20 protein-coding genes are annotated in these 20,692 nt (G+C 44.7%); 4 read left to right on the top strand and 16 right to left on the bottom strand.

What is annotated here, in order from left to right; all coding sequences use genetic code 11:
- Window positions 1-45: 45 nt before the first annotated feature.
- Window positions 46-1,026: a phosphoserine phosphatase gene (gene serB, locus OW495_RS15865; protein WP_102279512.1), complete on the bottom strand. Its 981-nt coding sequence runs from the start codon at window positions 1,024-1,026 to the stop codon at window positions 46-48.
- Window positions 1,027-1,135: 109 nt separating this feature from the next.
- On the opposite strand from serB, the gene OW495_RS15860 reads away from it, so the two are divergent.
- Entirely contained in the window at window positions 1,136-1,747 is a 612-nt protein-coding gene (locus tag OW495_RS15860; RefSeq protein WP_017108777.1) for a YtjB family periplasmic protein, read from the top strand.
- Between the two features lie 220 nt (window positions 1,748-1,967).
- Here OW495_RS15860 and deoD read toward each other — a convergent pair whose 3' ends face one another.
- The 12 genes from deoD to OW495_RS15800 all read right to left on the bottom strand — a co-directional run bounded on the left by deoD (window position 1,968) and on the right by OW495_RS15800 (window position 13,236).
- Window positions 1,968-2,687: a purine-nucleoside phosphorylase gene (gene deoD, locus OW495_RS15855; protein ID WP_065103017.1), complete on the bottom strand. Its 720-nt coding sequence runs from the start codon at window positions 2,685-2,687 to the stop codon at window positions 1,968-1,970.
- Between the two features lie 63 nt (window positions 2,688-2,750).
- A complete protein-coding gene (locus OW495_RS15850; RefSeq protein WP_029223260.1) occupies window positions 2,751-3,971 on the bottom strand; it encodes a phosphopentomutase in 1,221 nt (406 codons plus the stop codon).
- 76 nt (window positions 3,972-4,047) lie between these two features.
- Window positions 4,048-5,376: a thymidine phosphorylase gene (deoA, locus tag OW495_RS15845; protein ID WP_029225893.1), complete on the bottom strand. Its 1,329-nt coding sequence runs from the start codon at window positions 5,374-5,376 to the stop codon at window positions 4,048-4,050.
- Window positions 5,377-5,614: 238 nt separating this feature from the next.
- On the bottom strand, window positions 5,615-6,391 hold the full coding sequence (gene deoC / locus OW495_RS15840) for a deoxyribose-phosphate aldolase (RefSeq protein WP_099165247.1): 777 nt from the start codon (window positions 6,389-6,391) through the stop codon (window positions 5,615-5,617).
- 519 nt (window positions 6,392-6,910) lie between these two features.
- Window positions 6,911-8,173 carry a NupC/NupG family nucleoside CNT transporter gene (locus OW495_RS15835; RefSeq protein ID WP_017108773.1) on the bottom strand — a complete coding sequence of 421 codons (1,263 nt, stop codon included), beginning with the start codon at window positions 8,171-8,173 and terminating at the stop codon, window positions 6,911-6,913.
- Between the two features lie 204 nt (window positions 8,174-8,377).
- Window positions 8,378-9,190: a TatD family hydrolase gene (locus tag OW495_RS15830; protein ID WP_102513053.1), complete on the bottom strand. Its 813-nt coding sequence runs from the start codon at window positions 9,188-9,190 to the stop codon at window positions 8,378-8,380.
- Entirely contained in the window at window positions 9,171-9,326 is a 156-nt protein-coding gene (locus tag OW495_RS15825) for a DUF5363 family protein (protein WP_009847525.1), read from the bottom strand. Before OW495_RS15825 ends, OW495_RS15830 begins: the two co-directional genes overlap by 20 nt.
- A 98-nt stretch (window positions 9,327-9,424) precedes the next feature.
- Window positions 9,425-11,005, bottom strand: coding sequence for a peptide chain release factor 3 (gene prfC / locus OW495_RS15820; RefSeq protein ID WP_012604694.1), 1,581 nt, complete (start codon window positions 11,003-11,005; stop codon window positions 9,425-9,427).
- Window positions 11,006-11,177: 172 nt separating this feature from the next.
- Window positions 11,178-11,633 carry a ribosomal protein S18-alanine N-acetyltransferase gene (gene rimI / locus OW495_RS15815; RefSeq protein ID WP_076672201.1) on the bottom strand — a complete coding sequence of 152 codons (456 nt, stop codon included), beginning with the start codon at window positions 11,631-11,633 and terminating at the stop codon, window positions 11,178-11,180.
- Complete coding sequence (locus OW495_RS15810) at window positions 11,626-12,024, bottom strand: DNA polymerase III subunit psi (protein ID WP_102513076.1); 399 nt, start codon at window positions 12,022-12,024, stop codon at window positions 11,626-11,628. The genes rimI and OW495_RS15810 overlap by 8 nt, the downstream gene beginning before the upstream one ends.
- A 155-nt stretch (window positions 12,025-12,179) precedes the next feature.
- Window positions 12,180-12,683, bottom strand: coding sequence for an N-acetyltransferase (locus tag OW495_RS15805; protein ID WP_017106950.1), 504 nt, complete (start codon window positions 12,681-12,683; stop codon window positions 12,180-12,182).
- Window positions 12,667-13,236 carry an SCP2 domain-containing protein gene (locus OW495_RS15800; RefSeq protein ID WP_102306421.1) on the bottom strand — a complete coding sequence of 190 codons (570 nt, stop codon included), beginning with the start codon at window positions 13,234-13,236 and terminating at the stop codon, window positions 12,667-12,669. The genes OW495_RS15805 and OW495_RS15800 overlap by 17 nt, the downstream gene beginning before the upstream one ends.
- A 215-nt stretch (window positions 13,237-13,451) precedes the next feature.
- Here OW495_RS15800 and OW495_RS15795 point away from each other — a divergent pair, with 215 nt between their 5' ends.
- The 3 genes from OW495_RS15795 to OW495_RS15785 all read left to right on the top strand — a co-directional run bounded on the left by OW495_RS15795 (window position 13,452) and on the right by OW495_RS15785 (window position 17,580).
- Window positions 13,452-15,491, top strand: a complete 2,040-nt coding sequence (locus OW495_RS15795) for a bifunctional diguanylate cyclase/phosphodiesterase (RefSeq protein ID WP_017108765.1) — start codon at window positions 13,452-13,454, stop codon at window positions 15,489-15,491.
- A gap of 178 nt (window positions 15,492-15,669) precedes the next feature.
- Window positions 15,670-16,683, top strand: coding sequence for a peptidase U32 family protein (locus tag OW495_RS15790; RefSeq protein WP_016784927.1), 1,014 nt, complete (start codon window positions 15,670-15,672; stop codon window positions 16,681-16,683).
- Between the two features lie 18 nt (window positions 16,684-16,701).
- Complete coding sequence (locus OW495_RS15785; RefSeq protein ID WP_198593171.1) at window positions 16,702-17,580, top strand: U32 family peptidase; 879 nt, start codon at window positions 16,702-16,704, stop codon at window positions 17,578-17,580.
- A gap of 85 nt (window positions 17,581-17,665) precedes the next feature.
- Here OW495_RS15785 and OW495_RS15780 read toward each other — a convergent pair whose 3' ends face one another.
- The 3 genes from OW495_RS15780 to nlpI all read right to left on the bottom strand — a co-directional run bounded on the left by OW495_RS15780 (window position 17,666) and on the right by nlpI (window position 20,585).
- Window positions 17,666-19,003, bottom strand: a complete 1,338-nt coding sequence (locus OW495_RS15780; RefSeq protein ID WP_102513052.1) for an MATE family efflux transporter — start codon at window positions 19,001-19,003, stop codon at window positions 17,666-17,668.
- 94 nt (window positions 19,004-19,097) lie between these two features.
- On the bottom strand, window positions 19,098-19,505 hold the full coding sequence (locus tag OW495_RS15775; protein ID WP_029223253.1) for a MarR family transcriptional regulator: 408 nt from the start codon (window positions 19,503-19,505) through the stop codon (window positions 19,098-19,100).
- Window positions 19,506-19,661: 156 nt separating this feature from the next.
- Window positions 19,662-20,585, bottom strand: coding sequence for a lipoprotein NlpI (gene nlpI, locus OW495_RS15770; protein WP_099165236.1), 924 nt, complete (start codon window positions 20,583-20,585; stop codon window positions 19,662-19,664).
- Window positions 20,586-20,692: the final 107 nt, after the last annotated feature.

Raw genomic sequence — 20,692 nt, 5'->3', positions numbered from 1 at the left:
GTGTCCGTTGTAAATGCGCTCTTGTTTCGCGCTTAACGAAGATGACTAAGGCTTCGCTTGCCAGCTGATTTTTTGCTGCTTAGCTAATACGCCAGACAAGATACACAGCACGCCTCCTAAACCCGCGTAACGCACAGCGGTTTGAGCTTGTTGCTCTACTTTAGGTTTCGCATGATAGGCAATGCCTAAACCCGCAGATCGCATCATCACCAAATCATTGGCACCATCACCTACTGCAACGGTGTTGTGCAGTTCCAGCTCATACTCTTCAGCAAGTTCTACCAAGATATCCGCTTTGGTCTGCGCCGAAACAACATCACCTAACACTTCGCCTGTCAGTTTGCCGCTAACGATTTCGAGAGTATTTGACTGAGCATGGTCAAGCTCAAGCGTATCTTTTAAGTAATCAGAGAAGTATGTGAAACCACCAGACGCAATCGCCGTTTTCCAACCCAGCTTATTCAGTGTGTTCACGAGTTCTACTAAGTCAGGCATGAAAGGCAGTGACTGACGAACTTGTTCTAAGATAGCTTCATCAGCACCTTTAAGTGCGCCGACTCGCTGGCGTAAGCTCTGTTCAAAGTCGAGTTCACCTTGCATCGCTCGCTCCGTGATCTCAGAGACTAACTCTCCAACACCCGCTAACTTTGCTATTTCATCAATACATTCAATTTGAATCGCTGTGGAATCCATATCCATCACAATCAAACCTGGCTTAGATAAGTCTGGGACCTCGCTAAGGCAAGCATAATCAAGCTTTAAGGCCTGTAGGATTTCTTCGTGTGCTGGGGTTAAGTTTCCAGACATCAGCGCCACTTCATAATGCCCAACTTTCCACGTATCAAGAATGGTGTTGTAAGTGCCTGTGAAAAAGTCGATGTCATCAAAAGATTGAGGAGACAAGTACTCGCCGAATACAATCCAGTTGGCTTTGGCTTTAGCGAGTTGAGAAGCGAAACGAGTCTCGGGGAGTCGAGTTAATAATGTTGTATGCCTTTTAATCGGCAGATATTTCTGAGCGTCCATGTGTATGATTCCTAATTAACTATGCTAAACGTTAACCTATTGCAATTTGAAAACGCAAGTCTCAATATGTCTTAATCATAACATTTGTTTATTTCAGGCTTCGTGAAACATGAATGAATCATTGTTCTCAATACGTAACGCTTTACGAATGCTAGCCCTCATTTTGCTGGCTACTATGTTCGTTGTAACGATTAAAAATACGGTCGTGATCAGTAAAGGTAACGAGAAAATCCAAGCAAAGCAGCTAGAGACGCTGACTAAATTACTTATCTCGCAAGCCTCGCTTTCGGCCAGCAAAGCGATCACCCAACAAGATCAAGAACGACTGCTTGAACTGACTAATCAGCTTTCTCAAGATCGACTGGTATTCGATACCACCATCTATGATGCAGAGGGGATTCGACTGGCTTCGAGCGAAAAAGCACTCTCGGTACGCGAAGTTCTGGGCTTAGACACGCCACTTTCAACAGCAAGTATCGGCAGGCAGCAATTAGTTGAACCTATCTACTCGCCAGAAAAAACGATCATCGGCTTTATTCGAGTGACTTTTGAAACAGGAAAAATGACGGCGATTTCTGATCACCATTACCGTAAGAGCGATCGCTACATGATCGGCATGGTCTTGATGGGGTTTGTCAGTGGTGTGCTGTTCGTCATGCTCATTCGTAGAAGAAAAACCAAGTCTGGTGAGAACTTACTGCTTAAGAATGCAAACTCATAAGCTCTCTCATAGAGCCTTAGACCTTGGGCTTTTGACCTTGGAATCATGAAATAAAAACCTCGAATTAGGCAAAATGATTTATTTCGATTGAAATCACATAGCTTTCGAGAAATCAAGAAATAGCACTCAGTAATAAATCATTACCAATAAAAAGCCCCGACGCTCAGGCAGCGACGGGGCTTTTTGTTATCTGTTAGCTTATCAAGCTATAGCAAAATAATTATTCTTGGTCGCCAAGCAGCACTGAGTCGAGAGCAATAATCATCATGTCATTGAAGGTCGTTTGACGTTCATCAGATGTGGTTTGCTCACCGGTTTTGATGTGATCAGAAACAGTACAAATCGTCAGAGCTTTTGCGCCGTATTCAGCACACACACCGTAGATACCTGCCGCTTCCATCTCTACGCCAACAATGCCGTATTTGTCCATCACTTCGAACATGTCAGGATCTGGCGTGTAAAACAGTTCAGCAGAGAAAAGGTTGCCAACTTTGACGTCGACACCACGAGCTTTGGCTGCATCTTCTGCTGCGCGCACCATTTTGTAATCTGCGATAGCCGCAAAGTCATGACCTTTAAAGCGAATACGGTTCACTTTAGAGTCAGTACATGCGCCCATGCCGATCACCACATCACGCACTTTGATATCTTCGCTCACTGCACCACAACTGCCGACACGAATGATCTTCTTTACACCAAAGTCTTTGATCAGTTCAGTCGCGTAAATAGAACAAGATGGAATGCCCATACCATGTCCCATTACCGAAACCTTACGACCTTTATAAGTACCGGTGTAACCAAACATATTACGAACATCACACACCTGAACCACTTCTTCTAAGAAGGTTTCAGCAATGTATTTAGCACGTAGTGGATCGCCTGGCATTAGAACTACGTCAGCGAAATCACCCATTTCAGCATTAATATGTGGAGTAGCCATTGAAAATATCCTTAATCTCAAAACAAAAAAGAAGAGAGAGGTTTCCCTCTCTCTAGCTAACTATTATAAAAAGCTTGTACCGTATCCCATTGGCGATGTGCCAAAGTATGACGCTAAGCTTTGACCGATATCAGCGAAGGTATCGCGACGGCCTAGAGAGCCAGCTGGGACCTTGTTACCGTAAACAATCACTGGAATATGCTCACGAGTATGGTCTGAACCCGGCCATGTTGGGTCACAACCGTGGTCTGCCGTTAGGATAAGCACATCATCTTCTTTCATCATATCGATGATTTCATTGATGCGACCATCGAAGTACTCAAGTGCCGCTGCGTAACCGGCAACATCACGACGGTGGCCGTATGCTGAGTCGAAATCAACGAAGTTAGTGAACACGATAGTGTTGTCGCCCGCTTCAGTGATCGCTTCTTTGGTTGCTTCAAATAGTGCAGGGATACCTGTTGCTTTGGTTTTCTGAGTGATACCACAACCCGCGTAGATATCAGAGATCTTACCGATTGAGTGAACGTTGCCGCCCTTCTCATCAACCAGCTTCTGAAGAATAGTTGCCGCTGGCGGCTCCACAGAAAGATCGCGACGGTTACCAGTACGTTCGAATTGACCTTTACCAGCACCAATAAACGGACGAGCGATAACACGACCAATGTTGTAGTCAGCTAGCTCTTCACGAGCAATCTGACAAAGGTCTAATAGGTTTTGTAGGCCGAATGTCTCTTCGTGACAAGCGATCTGGAAAACAGAGTCTGCAGAAGTGTAGAAGATTGGCAGGCCAGTCTTCATATGTTCTTCACCTAGGTTATCTAGGATTTCTGTACCCGATGAGTGGCAGTTACCTAAGAAGTCAGATAAACCAGCACGCTCAAGGATGCGGTCAGTCAGTTCTTTTGGAAAGCTGTTCTCTTTGTCGGTGAAGTAGCCCCAGTCAAACAGTACAGGAACACCTGCGATTTCCCAGTGACCTGATGGCGTGTCTTTACCAGAAGACAGCTCAGCAGCGTGACCGTAAGCGCCAATGATCTCAGCGTCTGCATCCATACCAGGAGCAAAGCGACCTGTAGACTCTTTGTGAGCCATCGCTAAACCTAGCTTAGACAGGTTTGGCAGCGTTAGTGGACCTTTTCGATCCGCGTTATCTGCAAGACCTTGATCACAATGGTCAGCAATGTGACCCATTGTATCCGAACCTACATCGCCGAATGTGTCAGCATCTGCTGTTTCACCGATACCGAATGAATCTAAAACTAAAATAAATGCTCTTTTCATTTTCTTCACCAACTTATTGCTCTTTGCACCAGAACTCTGTTTATCGGTATACACGAGGTATACCGATATCTGTTATTTACACGTCTTCAGAACGAATCTGACGGTAAACGTCTGGCGTTGCTGTATATTCTCCGCCCACAGTGATTGCATTTTGTAATGCCGTCGCAGCTTCTTGCCACTGTTGTTCATTGCGAGCATGAATCATTGCTAATGGTTTATCGTCACTTGCTACTTCGCCAAGGCGAATGAAGCTATCAAAACCGACTGCGTAATCAATGCTGTCTGTTGCTACGCGGCGACCACCGCCCATACCAACGACAGCCATACCAATTGCACGCGTATCCATCGCTGATACTACACCGCTTTCGAGTGCGTACACTGGTTTAACAATTTCTGCTTTTTCTAGGTAGTTATCGTAGTTCGTTACGAAATCTGCTGGACCACCAAGGCCCGCTACCATCTTACCGAAGCACTCTGCTGCTTTACCGTTATCCAGTACTGCCATCAGTTTTTCACGCGCTTCATCTGAATCTTTTGCTAGGTTACCCAGCACCAACATTTCCGCGCAAGACGCTAGCGTGATTTCCAACAAGCGTGGGTTGCGGTATTCGCCAGTTAGGAATTGAACCGCTTCACGTACTTCGACTGCGTTACCCGCTGAAGAAGCCAGAACTTGGTTCATGTCGGTTAGGATTGCTGTTGTTTTAGTGCCTGCACCGTTTGCTACTGCAACGATAGATTTCGCTAGTTCTTCAGAGGCTTCATACGTTGGCATGAATGCGCCTGAACCGACTTTTACGTCCATCACAAGAGAATCAAGGCCAGCAGCCAATTTCTTAGATAGGATTGAAGCAGTGATTAGCGAGATGTTATCTACGGTTGCTGTGATATCACGAGTCGCGTAAACGCGCTTATCAGCCGGTGCTAGGTCGCCCGTTTGGCCAATAATCGCCACGCCAGCTTCTTTGGTTACTGCACCAAACACATCGTTGGTGGGTGTAATGTTGTAACCAGGGATAGATTCTAGCTTGTCTAGCGTACCGCCAGTGTGGCCTAAACCACGACCAGAGATCATTGGAACGAAACCGCCACATGCTGCCACCATAGGACCAAGCATCAAAGAGGTTACATCACCAACACCACCAGTAGAGTGTTTATCAACGATTGGGCCATCAAAATTCATGTGGCTCCAATCAATCACCATGCCTGAATCGCGCATTGCACATGTTAGTGCGATACGTTCTGGCATCGTCATTTCATTAAAAAAGATAGCCATTGCGAATGCAGCAATTTGGCCTTCAGAAACCGTGTTTTTAGCGACACCTTGGATGAAGAAGTTAATTTCTTCTGTGGTCAGTACTTCGTTATCACGTTTTCTGCGAATAATTTCTTGAGGTAGATACATTAGTGCCTCCCAAACTCTGAGCGAGTATGGTTGTAGGATAAAGAGGTAATATGGAGTGACTTAACGCCACTCCATCAAACAGACTTGTTATTATCAGTACTCTAAATATTTGGCGTTGCAGCTAGGCGGCCAGTGAGTTCATTCCTATGAACATAGAGGCTCTATGTGATTAGGACGGCCGGCGAACCGGTGAACTTACGCAGTCAACAACGCTGCGGCGTCAAATATGACGAGTAAATTAGTATGCTGCTGGATCAGCAGTTTGGTCTGTCACTTCTAATGTATTAAGAAGGTTAGTCAGTAGGCTTGAAGCACCAAAACGGTAGTGCATGTTGTCTGCCCACTCAGCGCCTAGTAGCTCATCAGCCATTGCTAGGTAAGCTTGAGCATCTTCAGCTGTACGAACGCCACCAGCGGGTTTGAAACCAACTGTTTTAGCAACGCCCATGTCACGAATAACTTCAAGCATCATGCGCGCGAACTCAGGAGTTGCGTTTACTGGCACTTTACCTGTTGAAGTCTTGATGAAATTTGCACCCGCTTCGATACAGATTTGAGAAGCTTTCTTGATCAGTGCTTCTTCTTTTAGTTCACCAGTTTCGATGATCACTTTAAGCGTGATGTCACCACAAGCTGCTTTACATTGTTTAACTAGCTCAAAGCCAACTTCTTCGTTGCCAGCAATAAGAGCACGGTATGGGAATACTACGTCAACTTCGTCTGCGCCGTACGCTACCGCTGCTTTTGTTTCTGCAACAGCAATTTCGATGTCGTCATTACCATGAGGGAAGTTAGTTACAGTCGCAATGCGTACTTCTGGAGTACCTTGCTCACGCAACGCTTTCTTAGCGGCTGGGATAAAGCGAGGGTAAATACAGATTGCAGCGGTGTTGCCAACTGCAGTCTTCGCGTCATGACAAAGCGCCACTACTTTCTCAGTAGTATCGTCGTCATTTAGCGTCGTTAGGTCCATAAGTTTAAGTGCACGTAGAGCTGCTGCTTTTAAATCGCTCATTTCTATCTCCGATCAATATATTCAAATAGTTAACTACTTCGCCACCCATCCAGTATAGATGGATAATTAAAAATGCTCAGTAGCCACAAATGAACGGACTTGGTTCCCTGAAGACTTGATAACTTTCGCTACCAATTGCAATCCTTGTCACCGCACAGTACCAGTTTGGTCTATGGCACAACAAATCAGTCATGTTGTGTCTAACATCTATAGCGTATCGCTAAGTTTGGCTTAATCCCAGAAGAATAACCTTAGATAAATCCAAGCGGTTACTTTCTTGCCAACAGAGATATCCTATCCCTTAAGCTTATACATTATAGGTATCCATCAATAAATTGTAGTGCTCCTTAGAACGCAAACGGTTTGTATCTCAAAAAAACATTCTAGACCCATTTTCGACTCCGAGCATATGTTCATGCTCTTGCAAAAATCATGGGGCCTAAAAACAAAAAAGCCCCGCAGCAATTTCTTGCTACGGGGCGATATTATTATGGCGTCTATATATCGATTTCTAACTAATTAGAAAGACAGGAAGAAGCCAGCAATTGTTGCTGCCATCAGGTTAGATAGAGTACCAGCAATAACCGCTTTAACACCCATACGAGCGATGTCGTGGCGACGGCTTGGTGCAATACCACCTAGGCCACCTAGAAGAATCGCAATTGAAGAAAGGTTTGCGAAACCACATAGAGCGAACGAGATAATTGCTTGAGTCTTAACAGACATTACTTGGCCAGTCGCTTCAACGATTTGAGCGTTCTCACCGATGTATGGTACGAAGTTTAGGTATGCAACGAATTCGTTAACAACTGTCTTCTGACCAATGAAAGAACCAGCGATAGTTGCTTCTTCCCATGGAACACCAATGATGAATGCTAACGGTGCGAAGATCCAACCTAGAAGAAGTTCTAGAGTTAGGTGTTCCATACCGAACCAACCACCGATGCCACCAAGGATACCGTTGATTAGAGCAATTAGACCGATGAATGCTAGTAGCATTGCACCAACGTTAAGAGCTAGTTGTAGACCAACTGATGCGCCACCTGCTGCTGCGTCGATAACGTTAGCTGGTTTGTCATCGCCACCGTCCATTTCGTCAGCGATGTTATCGTCTGGCGTATCTGTTTCAGGCTTGATGATTTTAGCGAATAGTAGACCACCAGGTGCTGCCATGAATGACGCTGCAACTAGGTACTCTAGAGGTACACCCATAGATGCGTAACCTGCTAGTACACCACCAGCTACAGAAGCCAAACCACCACACATTACTGCGAATAGTTCAGAGTTAGTCATTTTAGGAACAAAAGGACGAACAACTAGAGGTGCTTCTGTTTGACCAACGAAAATGTTTGCTGCTGCAGACATAGACTCGGCGCGAGAAGTACCTAGAGCTTTCTGAAGACCACCACCAAGAACTTTGATTACAATTTGCATTACACCAATGTAGTAAAGTACAGAGATAAGTGCAGAGAAGAAAATCAGAGTTGGTAGTACTTGGAAAGCAAAGATGAAACCGATACCGTCAACTGAGAAGTTAACTAGGCTGCCGAATAGGAAACCAGTACCGTCTTTACCGTAGTCGATCACGTTTGCTACACCAGCAGAGAAACCTGCAAGTAGATCACGACCCCAAGGGATGTAAAGTACGAATGCACCAAGTGCGAATTGGATAGCGAAAGCGCCACCCACTGTTCTTAGATTAATAGCTTTGCGGTTGTCAGATAGTAGTACTGCGATTGCAATCAGTGCAACCATTCCGACGAGGCTCATAAACAGGCTCATAGTTTATGACTTCCTTATTAGTTATTTATTGGCGTGTTACAAAATGGGGCTATAAAGCGGAGGCAATTATACTCATGCGACCACTAATAAAGTAATGCCATCCTCACACTTTCGTACAAGATTCATGTACCATTCACACGCAAATGTGAGCCAAATCACAAGCTCAATGCAATTTACGCAAACGATAAACAAAAACCCTCGATTTTATTCACATATACCGAATGCGCGATGGCTATTTTGCCATATTTGCGCTGCAACCGATTGCTTTGTCTCATTTCTAAGCAAAATAAGTTCATTTAATATCGTAACTAAATATTTGGAATGGTTAACATTTCCTTGGTTTCCGTACACAGGCATGTCGGGAGCATCCGTTTCCAACACCAAGCATTCAAGGGGCAATTTAGCGATGGTTGTGCGCGTTTTTTGCGCTCTTGGGTAAGTTATCGTTCCACCGACGCCAATATAGAAACCGAGCTTGATCCACGCCAAAGCCTGCTGCTCACTCCCCGAAAAGCCGTGAATCACGCCACCCAAAGTGAATTTGTGCTGCTTTATTAGCTCAATAATTCGGTTGTAAGAGTTCCTTTCATGGATGATTAAGGGTAGTTCAAATGCCTTCGCGAGTTCCATTTGTTGGATGAAAAAGCGCTCTTGCTTGTCTCTATCTACATCAACAAAAAAGTCGAGTCCGCACTCTCCTATCGCAACACATTGGCTCGTTCTTGAAGAGAGTAATTGGCGAAGTTCCGAAAATTGCTCATCCTTCGCTTGCTCTAAAAAGTAAGGATGGAAGCCTAATGCGTAGTAAATATTGGGGTGAGATTGAGCGATTTCATCAAGCTTTCTCCAGTTACTTTGGCCAATAGAAGGGATGATTAACTTTTCGACTTGCGCTTGTTCCGCCTCTTTAAGGTAGCCATCAATACTTTGACCAAGTGCAAAACCTTGCTCAAACGCCTCAAAATCCGCATGGCAATGAGTATCAAAAAGCAGAAATTCACTTAATTCTAGTGTCATCTTCCCTACTCTCTGTTTGTTGTCCTTGAGGATCACGACGATAAGCCACGCAGCTGCGCTTATTTTCAGGCGTTAAGCCAAGCTCTTCGCACCACTTATCGTATTTCTTAATCCAAGCTTTTATCCAACTGAACATACTTACCTTAAGCCTCTAACCTCAAATGACACGAATAAAAAAACGCCTATTGCAGAACAATAGACGTTTTTGTTTAACTCGAATAGAGCGTAGAGCGATTAGTGCTCGCGCGTCGCTCGGAATTGAACTTCTGGGAAACGTTCAGAAGCTAGGTTCAAATTCACCATAGTCGGTGCAATGTAAGACAGGTTATCACCACCATCTAACGCTAGGTTAGCTTGGCTCTTACGTTTGAACTCTTCTAGTTTCTTAGCGTCATCACATTCAACCCAACGTGCAGTTGCAACGTTCACACCTTCGTAAATCGCTTCAACGTTGTATTCCGCTTTCAAGCGCGCTACAACCACATCAAACTGAAGTACACCAACCGCACCAACGATCAGATCGTTATTTTGCAAAGGACGGAAGACTTGAACCGCGCCCTCTTCAGAAAGCTGAACCAAGCCTTTTAGAAGTTGCTTCTGCTTCAGTGGATCGCGCAAGCGGATACGACGGAATAGCTCAGGCGCAAAGTTAGGAATACCTGCGAACTTCAAGCTTTCGCCTTGAGTAAAGGTATCGCCAATCTGGATTGTGCCGTGGTTATGCAGACCAATGATGTCACCAGCGTATGCTTTTTCAGCACGCGCACGGTCACCCGCCATGAAGGTTACTGCATCTGAGATACTCACGTTCTTACCAGTACGAACATGGTTCATCTTCATACCTTGGTCGTAAGTACCCGATACGATACGCATGAATGCGATACGGTCACGGTGTTTTGGATCCATGTTTGCTTGGATCTTAAAGACGAAACCAGAGAACTTCTCTTCAGTAGCTTCAACATCACGCTCATTCGCTTGACGCGTTTGAGGTGCTGGAGCCCATCGAGTTAGGCCATCAAGCATGTGGTCAACACCAAAGTTACCCAATGCAGTACCGAAGTAAACCGGAGTCAACTCGCCAGCAAGGAACAGTTCGTGATCAAACTCAGGACATGCGCCAATAACCAATTCAAGCTCTTCACGAACGCTGCTCGCCAGATCTTCGCCAACAGCTTCGTCTAGTTCAGGGTTATCTAGACCTTTGATGATACGAACTTCTTGGATCTCATGGCCATGGCCAGATTCATACAAAATCGTTTCATCACGGTGAATGTGGTAAACGCCTTTAAACTCTTTACCACAACCGATAGGCCAAGAGATTGGAGCACAAGCCATACCTAGCTCGCTTTCCACTTCATCTAGCACTTCCATTGGGTCACGAACATCACGGTCAAGTTTGTTCATAAACGTTACGATTGGTGTATCACGTAGACGCGTTACTTCCATCAGTTTACGAGTACGATCTTCGACACCTTTTGCAGCATCGATAACCATCAAACAAGAGTCAACCGCTGTTAGTGTACGGTACGTATCTTCCGAGAAATCTTCGTGTCCTGGAGTATCGAGTAGGTTTACTAGGCAATCGTTGTATGGGAATTGCATTACAGACGTAGTTACCGAGATACCACGTTCTTTTTCCATCTCCATCCAGTCAGATTTAGCGTGCTGGTTAGAGCCACGGCCTTTTACGGTACCCGCTTTTTGAATCGCGTTTCCGAATAAAAGAACTTTTTCAGTAATCGTGGTTTTACCCGCATCCGGGTGAGAGATAATTGCAAACGTTCTACGTTTGCTCACTTCTTGTTGGAAAGACATAGTCGCCCTTTGCTGATCTAAAGCGTAAAAAGGGCAAGTAGATAATACTTGCCCTTGAATTCTGTGTGCGGATTATACAGAAAGCGTGTCACTTTCTAAAGGGTCAGTTTGCACCCTATTTTGAGGCTAATTCTGTGGTTAGTTATTTAGTCGGCTAAAAAACGTAACATGACTAGCTAAACGACATGAAAAGATAGCTCATAATGATCGCATCTTCGTTGCCTTGCTTGGTTGGGTAATAGTTACGACGACGGTCAACTTCATTAAAGCCAGCCTTCTCGTAAAGATTAAACGCATTCACATTACTTTCGCGAACTTCCAGCCAAGCACTCTCAGCGTCAGCTTGTTCACACATATCGAGAAAGTGCTCAACCAAAGCTTTGCCGTAACCTTTACCTTGCTGCTTAGGGTCAACCGCTATCGTAAGCAAAGTCACTTCACCAACAATGTTCTGAGCATAAAAATAGCCGACAACCTCTCCGTCCACCTCTAAAACACGGTGACAGCCTCCACGGCTATTAAGATCACGAATCATGTTTTCAGACCAAGGATGAGAATGCGCGGTCTGCTCAATCTGCCAAATAGCGTCGAGGTGTTGTTCTGAAGTGGGTAATAATTGATTAGTCATAAGCACAAATTTGTTGCCATAAGTCGCGGCGATGTTGGTTATTACCGTTAATGTCAGACAGTAATGGAGATTGAAGTGTTTTTGCCTTCAGTTCATGGGCAGAGTCACAACCAGCAAACCATACCCATTCAACCGAACTTAAATCCACAGTAGACAAGTGTTGCGGTTGAAGGTGTAAAGCTTGAGATAAGTCGAGCTTGATACTTTTAAGTACGCGTTCAAACATCACGGCGAGATCTTCCTGAGGTTTTTCAGGAGAAACCAATAGTAACTTGCAGTCGCTCGATAGCGGAATCAATTCAGATTCGTAGCCAGCCAAGCGCTCTGGATGACTAAGCTCCCATTGGCTAATGCCCATCTCTTGCAGGTATTGTGCGTGTGTTTGTGACATATCTAGCGGTGTAACCTTAGGTTTATTGGTATTGGTCTTGTTAGAGCGAACTGAAAAGAAGCTCATTGGGGCTGATACTAACAAAAAATAAAGGAGCATCAAGCTCCTTTATTTAGACTAAATCAGTTTGCATCATATTGCTTAGTGAATAAGGCCTATAAGTCGTTAAACTCAGGGCTATAAGCAATCTTACCCGAATGGCCAGCAAGTACGCCGTCGACTAACTCGATAGCTTGGAAGGCACCTTCAGGCACATCCCAAATGCAGCTAAAGCCAAACTCACTTGCGGCTTTAAAACCAAAACGACCGTAGTAAGCAGGATCACCGAGCACAACACAGGCTGGGTATCCAAAATCAACCAAAGTAGAGAAGGCTTCTTCAACCAAAGATTTTGCGATGCCTTGGTTTCTGCACTCTGCTTTTACCGCTAAAGGAGCCAGGCCTTGCCAGTTATGGTCTTCGCCATCAAGCGTCACAGGGCTAAACATCAGGTGACCAACCACCTCACCGTCATCTGAACAAGCCACCAGCGACAAGGTTAAATGACTATTCTCACGTAAGCTCATAACCAAATTAGCTTCTGCATCCGTTTCAAAAACAGATTTCAATAAACGATCAATGACAAGTATATCTGCCGGTGCTTCAGTTCGAATAAGCATTCATTACCTCACTTTGTGTATCTGGGGATTGTACTCCCTTCTGCACAAAATCAGCTAATTGATTTAACAAAGTTTTCATCGGAGTCGGCAATAAGTCCAAATCTACGCTATCCATCAAGTTTTTGACTTCTAAACCGAGCTCAGTATCACCCTCAATCGACAGTCGACGCTGGAAGAAAAGCGTATCTGGGTCTTCTTTACGCCCTGCAATAAGCACAAGATCATTAAGGTTACCGCTAAAGCTTACATCTTCAGAAACCTCTTTATCAGCTACAACTAGTTGCTCATTTTGGTAGCTAATACACCAACTTAATCCCATATCCTTGATCGAAACTTTAAGCCACTTATCTTCAAGGAACTCAAAGTCACCGTCTTCTAGAGCTTCTTTGAATACACTTTTCAGCGCTTCCAACAAGGCTCTTTTTTGTACTGTTTTAGGCAATAACTGGACTGGAGATCGCAAAATTGATGCGGCATTTTGAACTAGTTGAGTGCGAATCTTGTTTATCACGTGACTTATCCGTAACTTTGTCAATAATATGGAATGCATCATAAATGATGTTAAAAACTCAGTTACTGTTATGTATCAAATTTACTCCTCTTTGATACTCGACCTTTAATATCCTGAAAATCACAGTTATAGTAACTCAGGTAATGAGAATTACAGCGAATCGCTGCGCTCACAGGTAGATACCAATAATTACACACAAGTAATAAGTATTTATCTATAGTGAATATTCAAGCTCTTGGAGAATTGGTAGTACTTTGATGCCTCCCCAGCAACTACAACATTGGTTTACTCAGTTAACTGCGAACAGTCCGTTCTTTTTTGCAGTTCTTGATGCTCAACATAATTACCTTATGGTTAATGAGCGTTACTGTGATATTGCTGGTTTAACTCAAACTGAGCTTACAGGCATGAATGATCGCCAAACCTTAGGCGAGCAATTCTACCAACATCTAAAGCCGTATTATGAGCGCGCATTCAATGGTGAAGCGATCGAAGCGGAAGTCACTCTCAACGAAACCGACCTAGATACTAGCCTTCATTTCAGCCTTGCCCCCCTCACTAACGGCAACAAAACCGATTACATCGTATTTCATGCCTTTGACACCTCAGAAAATCAAGTCCTCGTTCGCTCTCTAGAAGAATCTGAAGCGAAGTTCCACAAGCTTTCTCAACTGCTGCCAGACGGGCTGCTTTTGGTTGAGAACGACTACATTTTGTCATCTAACCCTGCAGCAGCAAGATTACTTGGTTTCAACTCACCATCAGAGTTGCTAGGTGAAGAACTGGGTCGTCTGTTTATCGATGAACAAACCAAAACTGTCTTTAACAATAGGCTGAGTTCTATTATTTCCGAGTCGGGTTTGGTTTGTTTAACAGGGGCTAGATGTGGCTTTGAACGTAAGGTTCAACTTCATATCGACTCGACCGCGGTGCTAGGAAACAGTACACAATTAGTACTTATCCAAGATGCACAGGAAACAGCAAAACAGTTTACTCCGGCAAACAGTGAAGATGCCTATATTGATGCGCTCACCAAACTCTACAATCGAGTAGGATTTACCAAGCGCCTTGAGCAATTCATTCACAACAATACACCCGTTGTGATGCTCTACTTAGACATTGATAACTTCAAGAATATCAATGACTCTCTGGGTCACCACATCGGTGATAAGGTCATCAAAGAAGTCGCATCTCGCCTAAAACGCCTACTTCCTCGTCAAGCGGTAGTCGGTCACCTTGGCGGAGATGAGTTTGGTATCATCCTGCCCGAGCCGGAACATCAACGAACACCTGAAGCCTTATCTGAAAAGATCATCGCTCTGATCAATCAACCCTTCGATCTTCACCATTTCAGTAAACGCTTAGCTTGTTCTATTGGCAGCGTGAGCTTTCCTCAAGATGGTACAGACGCACGTATCCTGCTGCAAAATGCTGATACCGCGATGTATGAAGCCAAAGATCGTGGTCGTAATCGTCTGATTAAGTTCAACGAACAGATGAACAAAGAAGCACGTATGCGACTGTGGCTTGAGATAGAGCTGCAAAAAGCACTGCAACAAAATGGACTCGAGGTTTGGTATCAGCCAAAGGTAAATGCCCGTGATTTCACCATCAACGGCGCAGAAGCTCTGGTTCGTTGGAAGCACCCAGTTGAAGGCTACATCAGCCCTGCCGCATTCATCCCAGTAGCGGAACGTGCAGGTCTTATCGAACAGCTTGGTCGTGTGGTGATGCGTGAAGTATTTGCGACGGTTAAGCGTTGGAAGATGCAAGGTATCCTGCCTGGGCGAGTGGCGATCAACTTGTCTCCAGAACAGTTTGGTAACCCAAAGCTGATTGATTACGTTGAAAAGCTACTCCGTTCAACAGAGCTTGACCCAAGCGCGATTACGTTTGAGCTGACAGAAAGTGCTGTGATGAGTGACAGCGAACACACGCTACAAATGCTCAACGCTATCAAGAAATTAGGATTCGCCTTGTCCATTGATGACTTTGGTACAGGCTATTCATCGCTGTCTTACCTAGCTCGCTTCCCTATTGATGAGCTTAAGATTGACCGTGCGTTTATCTCTGATATCGACACTCTGCCGAAACAAATTACAGTAATCGAAAACATCATCAACCTTGGTAAGTCTCTCGATTTAACCGTGGTTGCAGAGGGTGTTGAAACCAGTGAGCAAGCGACTCTTCTATCAAACCTCAACTGTAGTTCCATTCAAGGCTTCCACTTCTATCGTCCTCAACCAAAACAAGACGTCGAAGAACTGTTCGCACAAAACCGCCGTCATAAGAACTAGCTAACCGTTTCAAATACCTCATCTTCAAAGCTAAACCAACACATAAAACGGCTACTCGTCAGTACCTCAAACGGAGTAAAAGCAGATTTATCCATCTAAACCTGCCTTACATCAATTCCGTCATTCATAATTCTTCATAAAATGCTCGCTTCAATTTCATTCTACTGGTAGTGAGCAAATGGAACTCTTATGCCCAGCGGGTAACTTACCTGCTTTGAAAACCGCCATTGATTGCGGTGCGGATGCTGTCTATATCGGATTCAAAGACGATACCAATGCCCGACACTTTGCAGGCCTAAACTTTGCGGGTAAAAAGCTCGATCGTGCCGTGCAGTACGTGCATGACCGCAACAAGAAAATTCACGTTGCCTTAAACACTTTTGCTCACCCAAATGGCTTCGAACGTTGGACCAATGCCGTAGACAACGCGGCAGCACTGGGTGTTGATGCGCTGATCATCGCGGATATTGCGGTTCTTGAATACGCAGCAAATAAATACCCAGATCTAGAACTGCACCTATCAGTACAAGCTTCTGCGACCAATGCAGCTGCGATCGACTTCTACCACAAGAACTTCAATGTAAAGCGTGTGGTATTGCCGCGCGTATTGTCGATTCATCAGGTCAAACAGCTTTCTCGTAACATCACCTCTGACGTTGACCTTGAAGTATTCGCTTTCGGTAGTTTGTGCATCATGGCTGAAGGCCGTTGCTACCTATCTTCATACATGACCGGTGAATCCCCTAACACGGTGGGCGCTTGTTCTCCGGCGAAATATGTTCGCTGGCAAGAAACAGAAACTGGCCTAGAGTCGCGCTTGAATGAAATCTTGATTGATAAGTACGTAGCAGGCGAAAACGCGGGCTACCCAACACTGTGTAAGGGTCGCTTTGAAGCGGACATCGATGGTGAACGCAAGCGCTACCATGCACTTGAAGAGCCAACTAGCCTTAATACACTATCCATGTTGCCAGAGCTATTCGCAGCAAATGTTGCTTCAGTGAAGATTGAAGGTCGTCAGCGTAGCCCAGCTTATGTAGAACAAGTGACTCGTACGTGGCGTGCGGCCATTGATCGCTACTTAGCGAATCCAGAACAATACCAAGTAGAACAAGCTTGGAATGCGACACTGGCGAATGTATCTGAAGGCACACAAACCACTCTTGGTGCTTACCACCGCAAATGGCAATAGCGCCAAATGGAGAACTCAATGAAATACGCATTAGGCCCTCTACTCTACTTTTGGCCAAAACAAGACGTTGAAAGCTTCTATGAGCAAGCAAAGTCTAGCTCTGCCGACATCATCTACCTTGGTGAAGCCGTGTGTTCAAAGCGTCGTGAGATGAAAGCCAAACACTGGATGGACATTGCCAAAGAGCTGTCTGCTTCAGGTAAGCAAGTGGTGCTATCAACGATGGCGTTGTTGGAAGCGCCAAGCGAAGTCAACATCATGAAGAAGTACATCGACAATGGTGACTTTGCGATTGAAGCCAACGACGTATCGGCCATTCAATTAGCCAGCGAAAGCAAAGTACCGTTCGTGGTTGGCCCTGCGGTTAACACCTACAATGCACGCACGCTGAACCTATTTTTGAAGCAAGGTATGACGCGCTGGTGTATGCCTGTAGAGCTTTCTCGTGAATGGCTGAGCAACGTAATGACACAATGCGAAGAGCTTAATATTCGTAATAAGTTCGAAGTCGAAGTGTTTAGCCATGGCTACTTGCCTCTTGCTTACTCAGCACGCTGCTTTACCGCTCGCGCTGAAAACAAAGCCAAAGACGATTGCGAAACCTGCTGCATCAAATACCCTACAGGTCTCCAAGTCGATAGCCAAGAAGGTCAGTCGGTTTTTAACCTTAACGGTATCCAAACCCAATCGGGTTACTGCTATAACCTAGTCAATGACCTGCCGAGCATGCATGACTTGGTCGACGTGGTTCGTTTGAGCCCGTTAGGTATCGATACCTTCTCTGAGATCAACAACTTCAGAGCCAATGAGCATGGTCAAAAGCCAATGACCATTGAAAGCCGTCAATGCAACGGATACTGGCACCAACTTGCAGGTTTAGAAGTTAAGAACATCTAACTCCTCTCGTTGAATCAATCAGTAACAGATACAAAAAAGGTCTAGCATTCGCTAGACCTTTTTCATTCAGCTCAATAAAAACGACCTACGCCGTCGCTGCTTCCAGCGGCGCAGCATCGAGCTTCTTTACGTCTTTGTAGAGCATAATCATAACAACTACGCTTAACGCGATATTGGACAATGGATACGCTATCCAGATCCCCGGCACACCGTACAACTTAGGCATAATGTACAAGAAAGGCAGTTGGATAAGCATGTTACCTATCGTCACAAACATCGCCTTACTGCCCTTGTTCACCGCTTGATAGTAAGCACCCGCTACCACTAAGAAACCATCAAGCGCCAATGCAAACATGTGTAGTCGAATACCTAACACAGTGTACTCAACTAGCTGAGGTTCATCCGAGTTAAAGACGGAAACAAACTCACGTGGGAACGCGTTCAGCAACAACACAAACGCCACACCAATCAAGACAGAGCTCACCATCGCAATCTTCAGTAACTTACGAATATTCGCTTGATTGCGAGCACCATGGTTGTAACTCACTAAAGGCTGCATACCATTTGCGATGCCTTCCGCTGTGAGGTAATAAACCGTCACGATGTAGCCCAAAATAGCGTAAGCACCAATCATCAACTGGTCGCCATATTGAGAGAACAAGGCATTGTGCAGCGCCACCATCATCGAACCATACGCATACATAAAGAAGCTTGATGTACCGATAGCGAAGATTTCAGGAATTACCGATAACTTCAATCTCAGTTCATTCCAACGTAAACGCAAGTTTGCTCGACGTGAAAAGAAGTAAGCCAGACCCAGACCTGTTACCACAAACTGAGCCATTGCAGTTGCCAATGCAGCCCCCTTTAACTCCCAACCAAACTGAGCGATAAACAGGTAATCCAATATAATATTGATCACCGCACCAACAATCATCAGTATGGTCGCTAAGTTCGGACTGTCATCGTTACGCAGCAAAAATGGCATCGCAATAGAGCCTAAGGTAAAGACACTTGCACCAATTAGGATATGTAAGTATTGCAGGCCAAGCTCATACACTCGACCTTCTGCACCTTGCCAAAGCAGAAAGTTATCAACGAACAGAAACAACAATCCAGAGACAATTGGCGTTATCGCCAACAACAAGGTTAGACCCGTAGCTAAGATCTGCTTAGCACCTTTGGTGTCTTTTTCACCTTGGCGAATCGAGACAAGAGCACCCGTACCCACGCCCACTAGCATACCAATGCCGAGAATCGAACCAATAACAGGCCACGCGACGTTAATACCCGCAAGTCCATCAGCACCGACATAACGGCCAATAAAAATGCCATCTACCACTTGGTAAAGGCCGTTCACCAACATAGCCGCTACGGTAGGAATTGTGTATCGCCAGAATTGACGACTAATTGAGTTACTCATTTCTTACTCTACTTTCTTTCATCTATTGAGCCGCACTAAAATGAGATACGACTCTAAAAATTAGTTAACAAGACTAACTAAATATTTAAACTAATTACTTCAACGCTTTATCTAACAGTTGATTCAACAGTTGGGATTCTTGCTCAGATAAACGGCTCTCAAGCGTTTGTGCCATCACCTGATAAATCTTGCTCTCTTCTTGCAAACCAATTTCAGCTTTCTTGGTTAAAATGACCAATTTAGAGCGTGCATCCTCAAGCGAGGCTTGGCGTTCTACGAGTCCTTTTCTTTCTAGCCTTTGAACCATAGTCGTGGCTGAAGGTTTTGTCACCTGCATCTCAATAGCAAGATCTGTTAGCCGAATAGGCTCTGGTGAAGCTTGAATGACCTTCAAATAATCGTACTCATTGAAGCTCAGTTGGCAGATAGGATCTTCATTCACTTGAGTGCGCCATATCTTAGAAGCAAAGCGTTCAATTTTTTCTAGATTCTGATCCAGCATAGATTTCCAACCACAGAATTTACATTTAGTTAGCAAGGCTAACTATTTTAATGTTGTTTAAATAAAAAGCAATCAAAAACGAGCCCCACTTTTATAAAAAAGGAGCATAAAAAAACCGCTGACAGGCAGCGGCTTTTCGGAATCAAAATGTATCGCTTACTTAGCGTTAGCTTCTTCTTCGGCAGCGGCCAACTTAGCTTGCGCTAAATGTTCAGCCTTAAGCGTACTAAAAATACGGCTTAACTCTAAGAAAGAGTAACGGTGTTCTACGTATTCATACACGTTAAAAGAAACCGCTAATTTGTACAAAGAGATAGCATTCGCGTAATCACCATTCATGTGGTAACGCTTAGCAAGGTAGAAATACGTTTCAGTCAGGCGTTGAGCTAGGAGCGTGTTGTCACGAGTCCCTGTCAGGATAGCTTTGAACGCCTGCTCTTCAGTAATATCGTCAAGCATGATCGCAACTAATACCCAGCCCCACTGTTCGTCACGGCTCTCGTAACGCTTTTGCAAATCAAGCTTCGCTTGTTCTGGCGTGAGTTCATGCTGAATGATGTAAAGCCACAGAGCGCGGAACGGATCGCTAGGATCATCGGCGTAGTGCTTCATCATCTCTTCATTGGCTAAGTCATAGCGCTCGCCATAGTAGAGTGCTATAGAGCGATTTCGTTCTGCATATGAGTTTGCAGGATCAAGCTCTAACGTCGAATCAAAAGATTCATAAGCGGCATCAAACTCCCCTACTTGCGTAAAGTAAACACCCAAAAGGTTGAAGATATCAGGTTGAGCGGGGTTCAATGAAAGAGACTGATTGAAATCAAGACGTGCTAAATCACGCAGGCCAACGCTGTCGTAGTAGTTACCACGCTCGAACAACATTTTAGCTCGAACTTCATCGTTCAAGTCTGGGCGCTGTAATAACTGACTAAGGCGCGCTATTTGCACTTCTTGCTGAACACTTGGTTGAAGCGGCACAGCCATTGGTGGATAAACCCAACGTGAGGTGTTATCTGATGTTGTCGCACAACCAGTTAGTACAAGCAGTAAACACATACTCGCGGTTTGAAACCATTTCACAAATAATTACTCCTGTTATGACCGCAATAAAAAAGGGGAGCGATATGCTCCCCTTTATAACATGCTTTTTTACCAATGGGTTAGAAATCACTAAAAAGCGATAATCC

Origin of the sequence: Vibrio sp. 14N.309.X.WAT.E.F5 (assembly GCF_030397615.1) — a bacterium.
Classification (GTDB): Bacteria; Pseudomonadota; Gammaproteobacteria; order Enterobacterales; family Vibrionaceae; genus Vibrio; species Vibrio lentus.
Note: the sequence above shows the minus strand (reverse complement) of the source record. Positions and strands in the feature narration are given on the sequence as shown.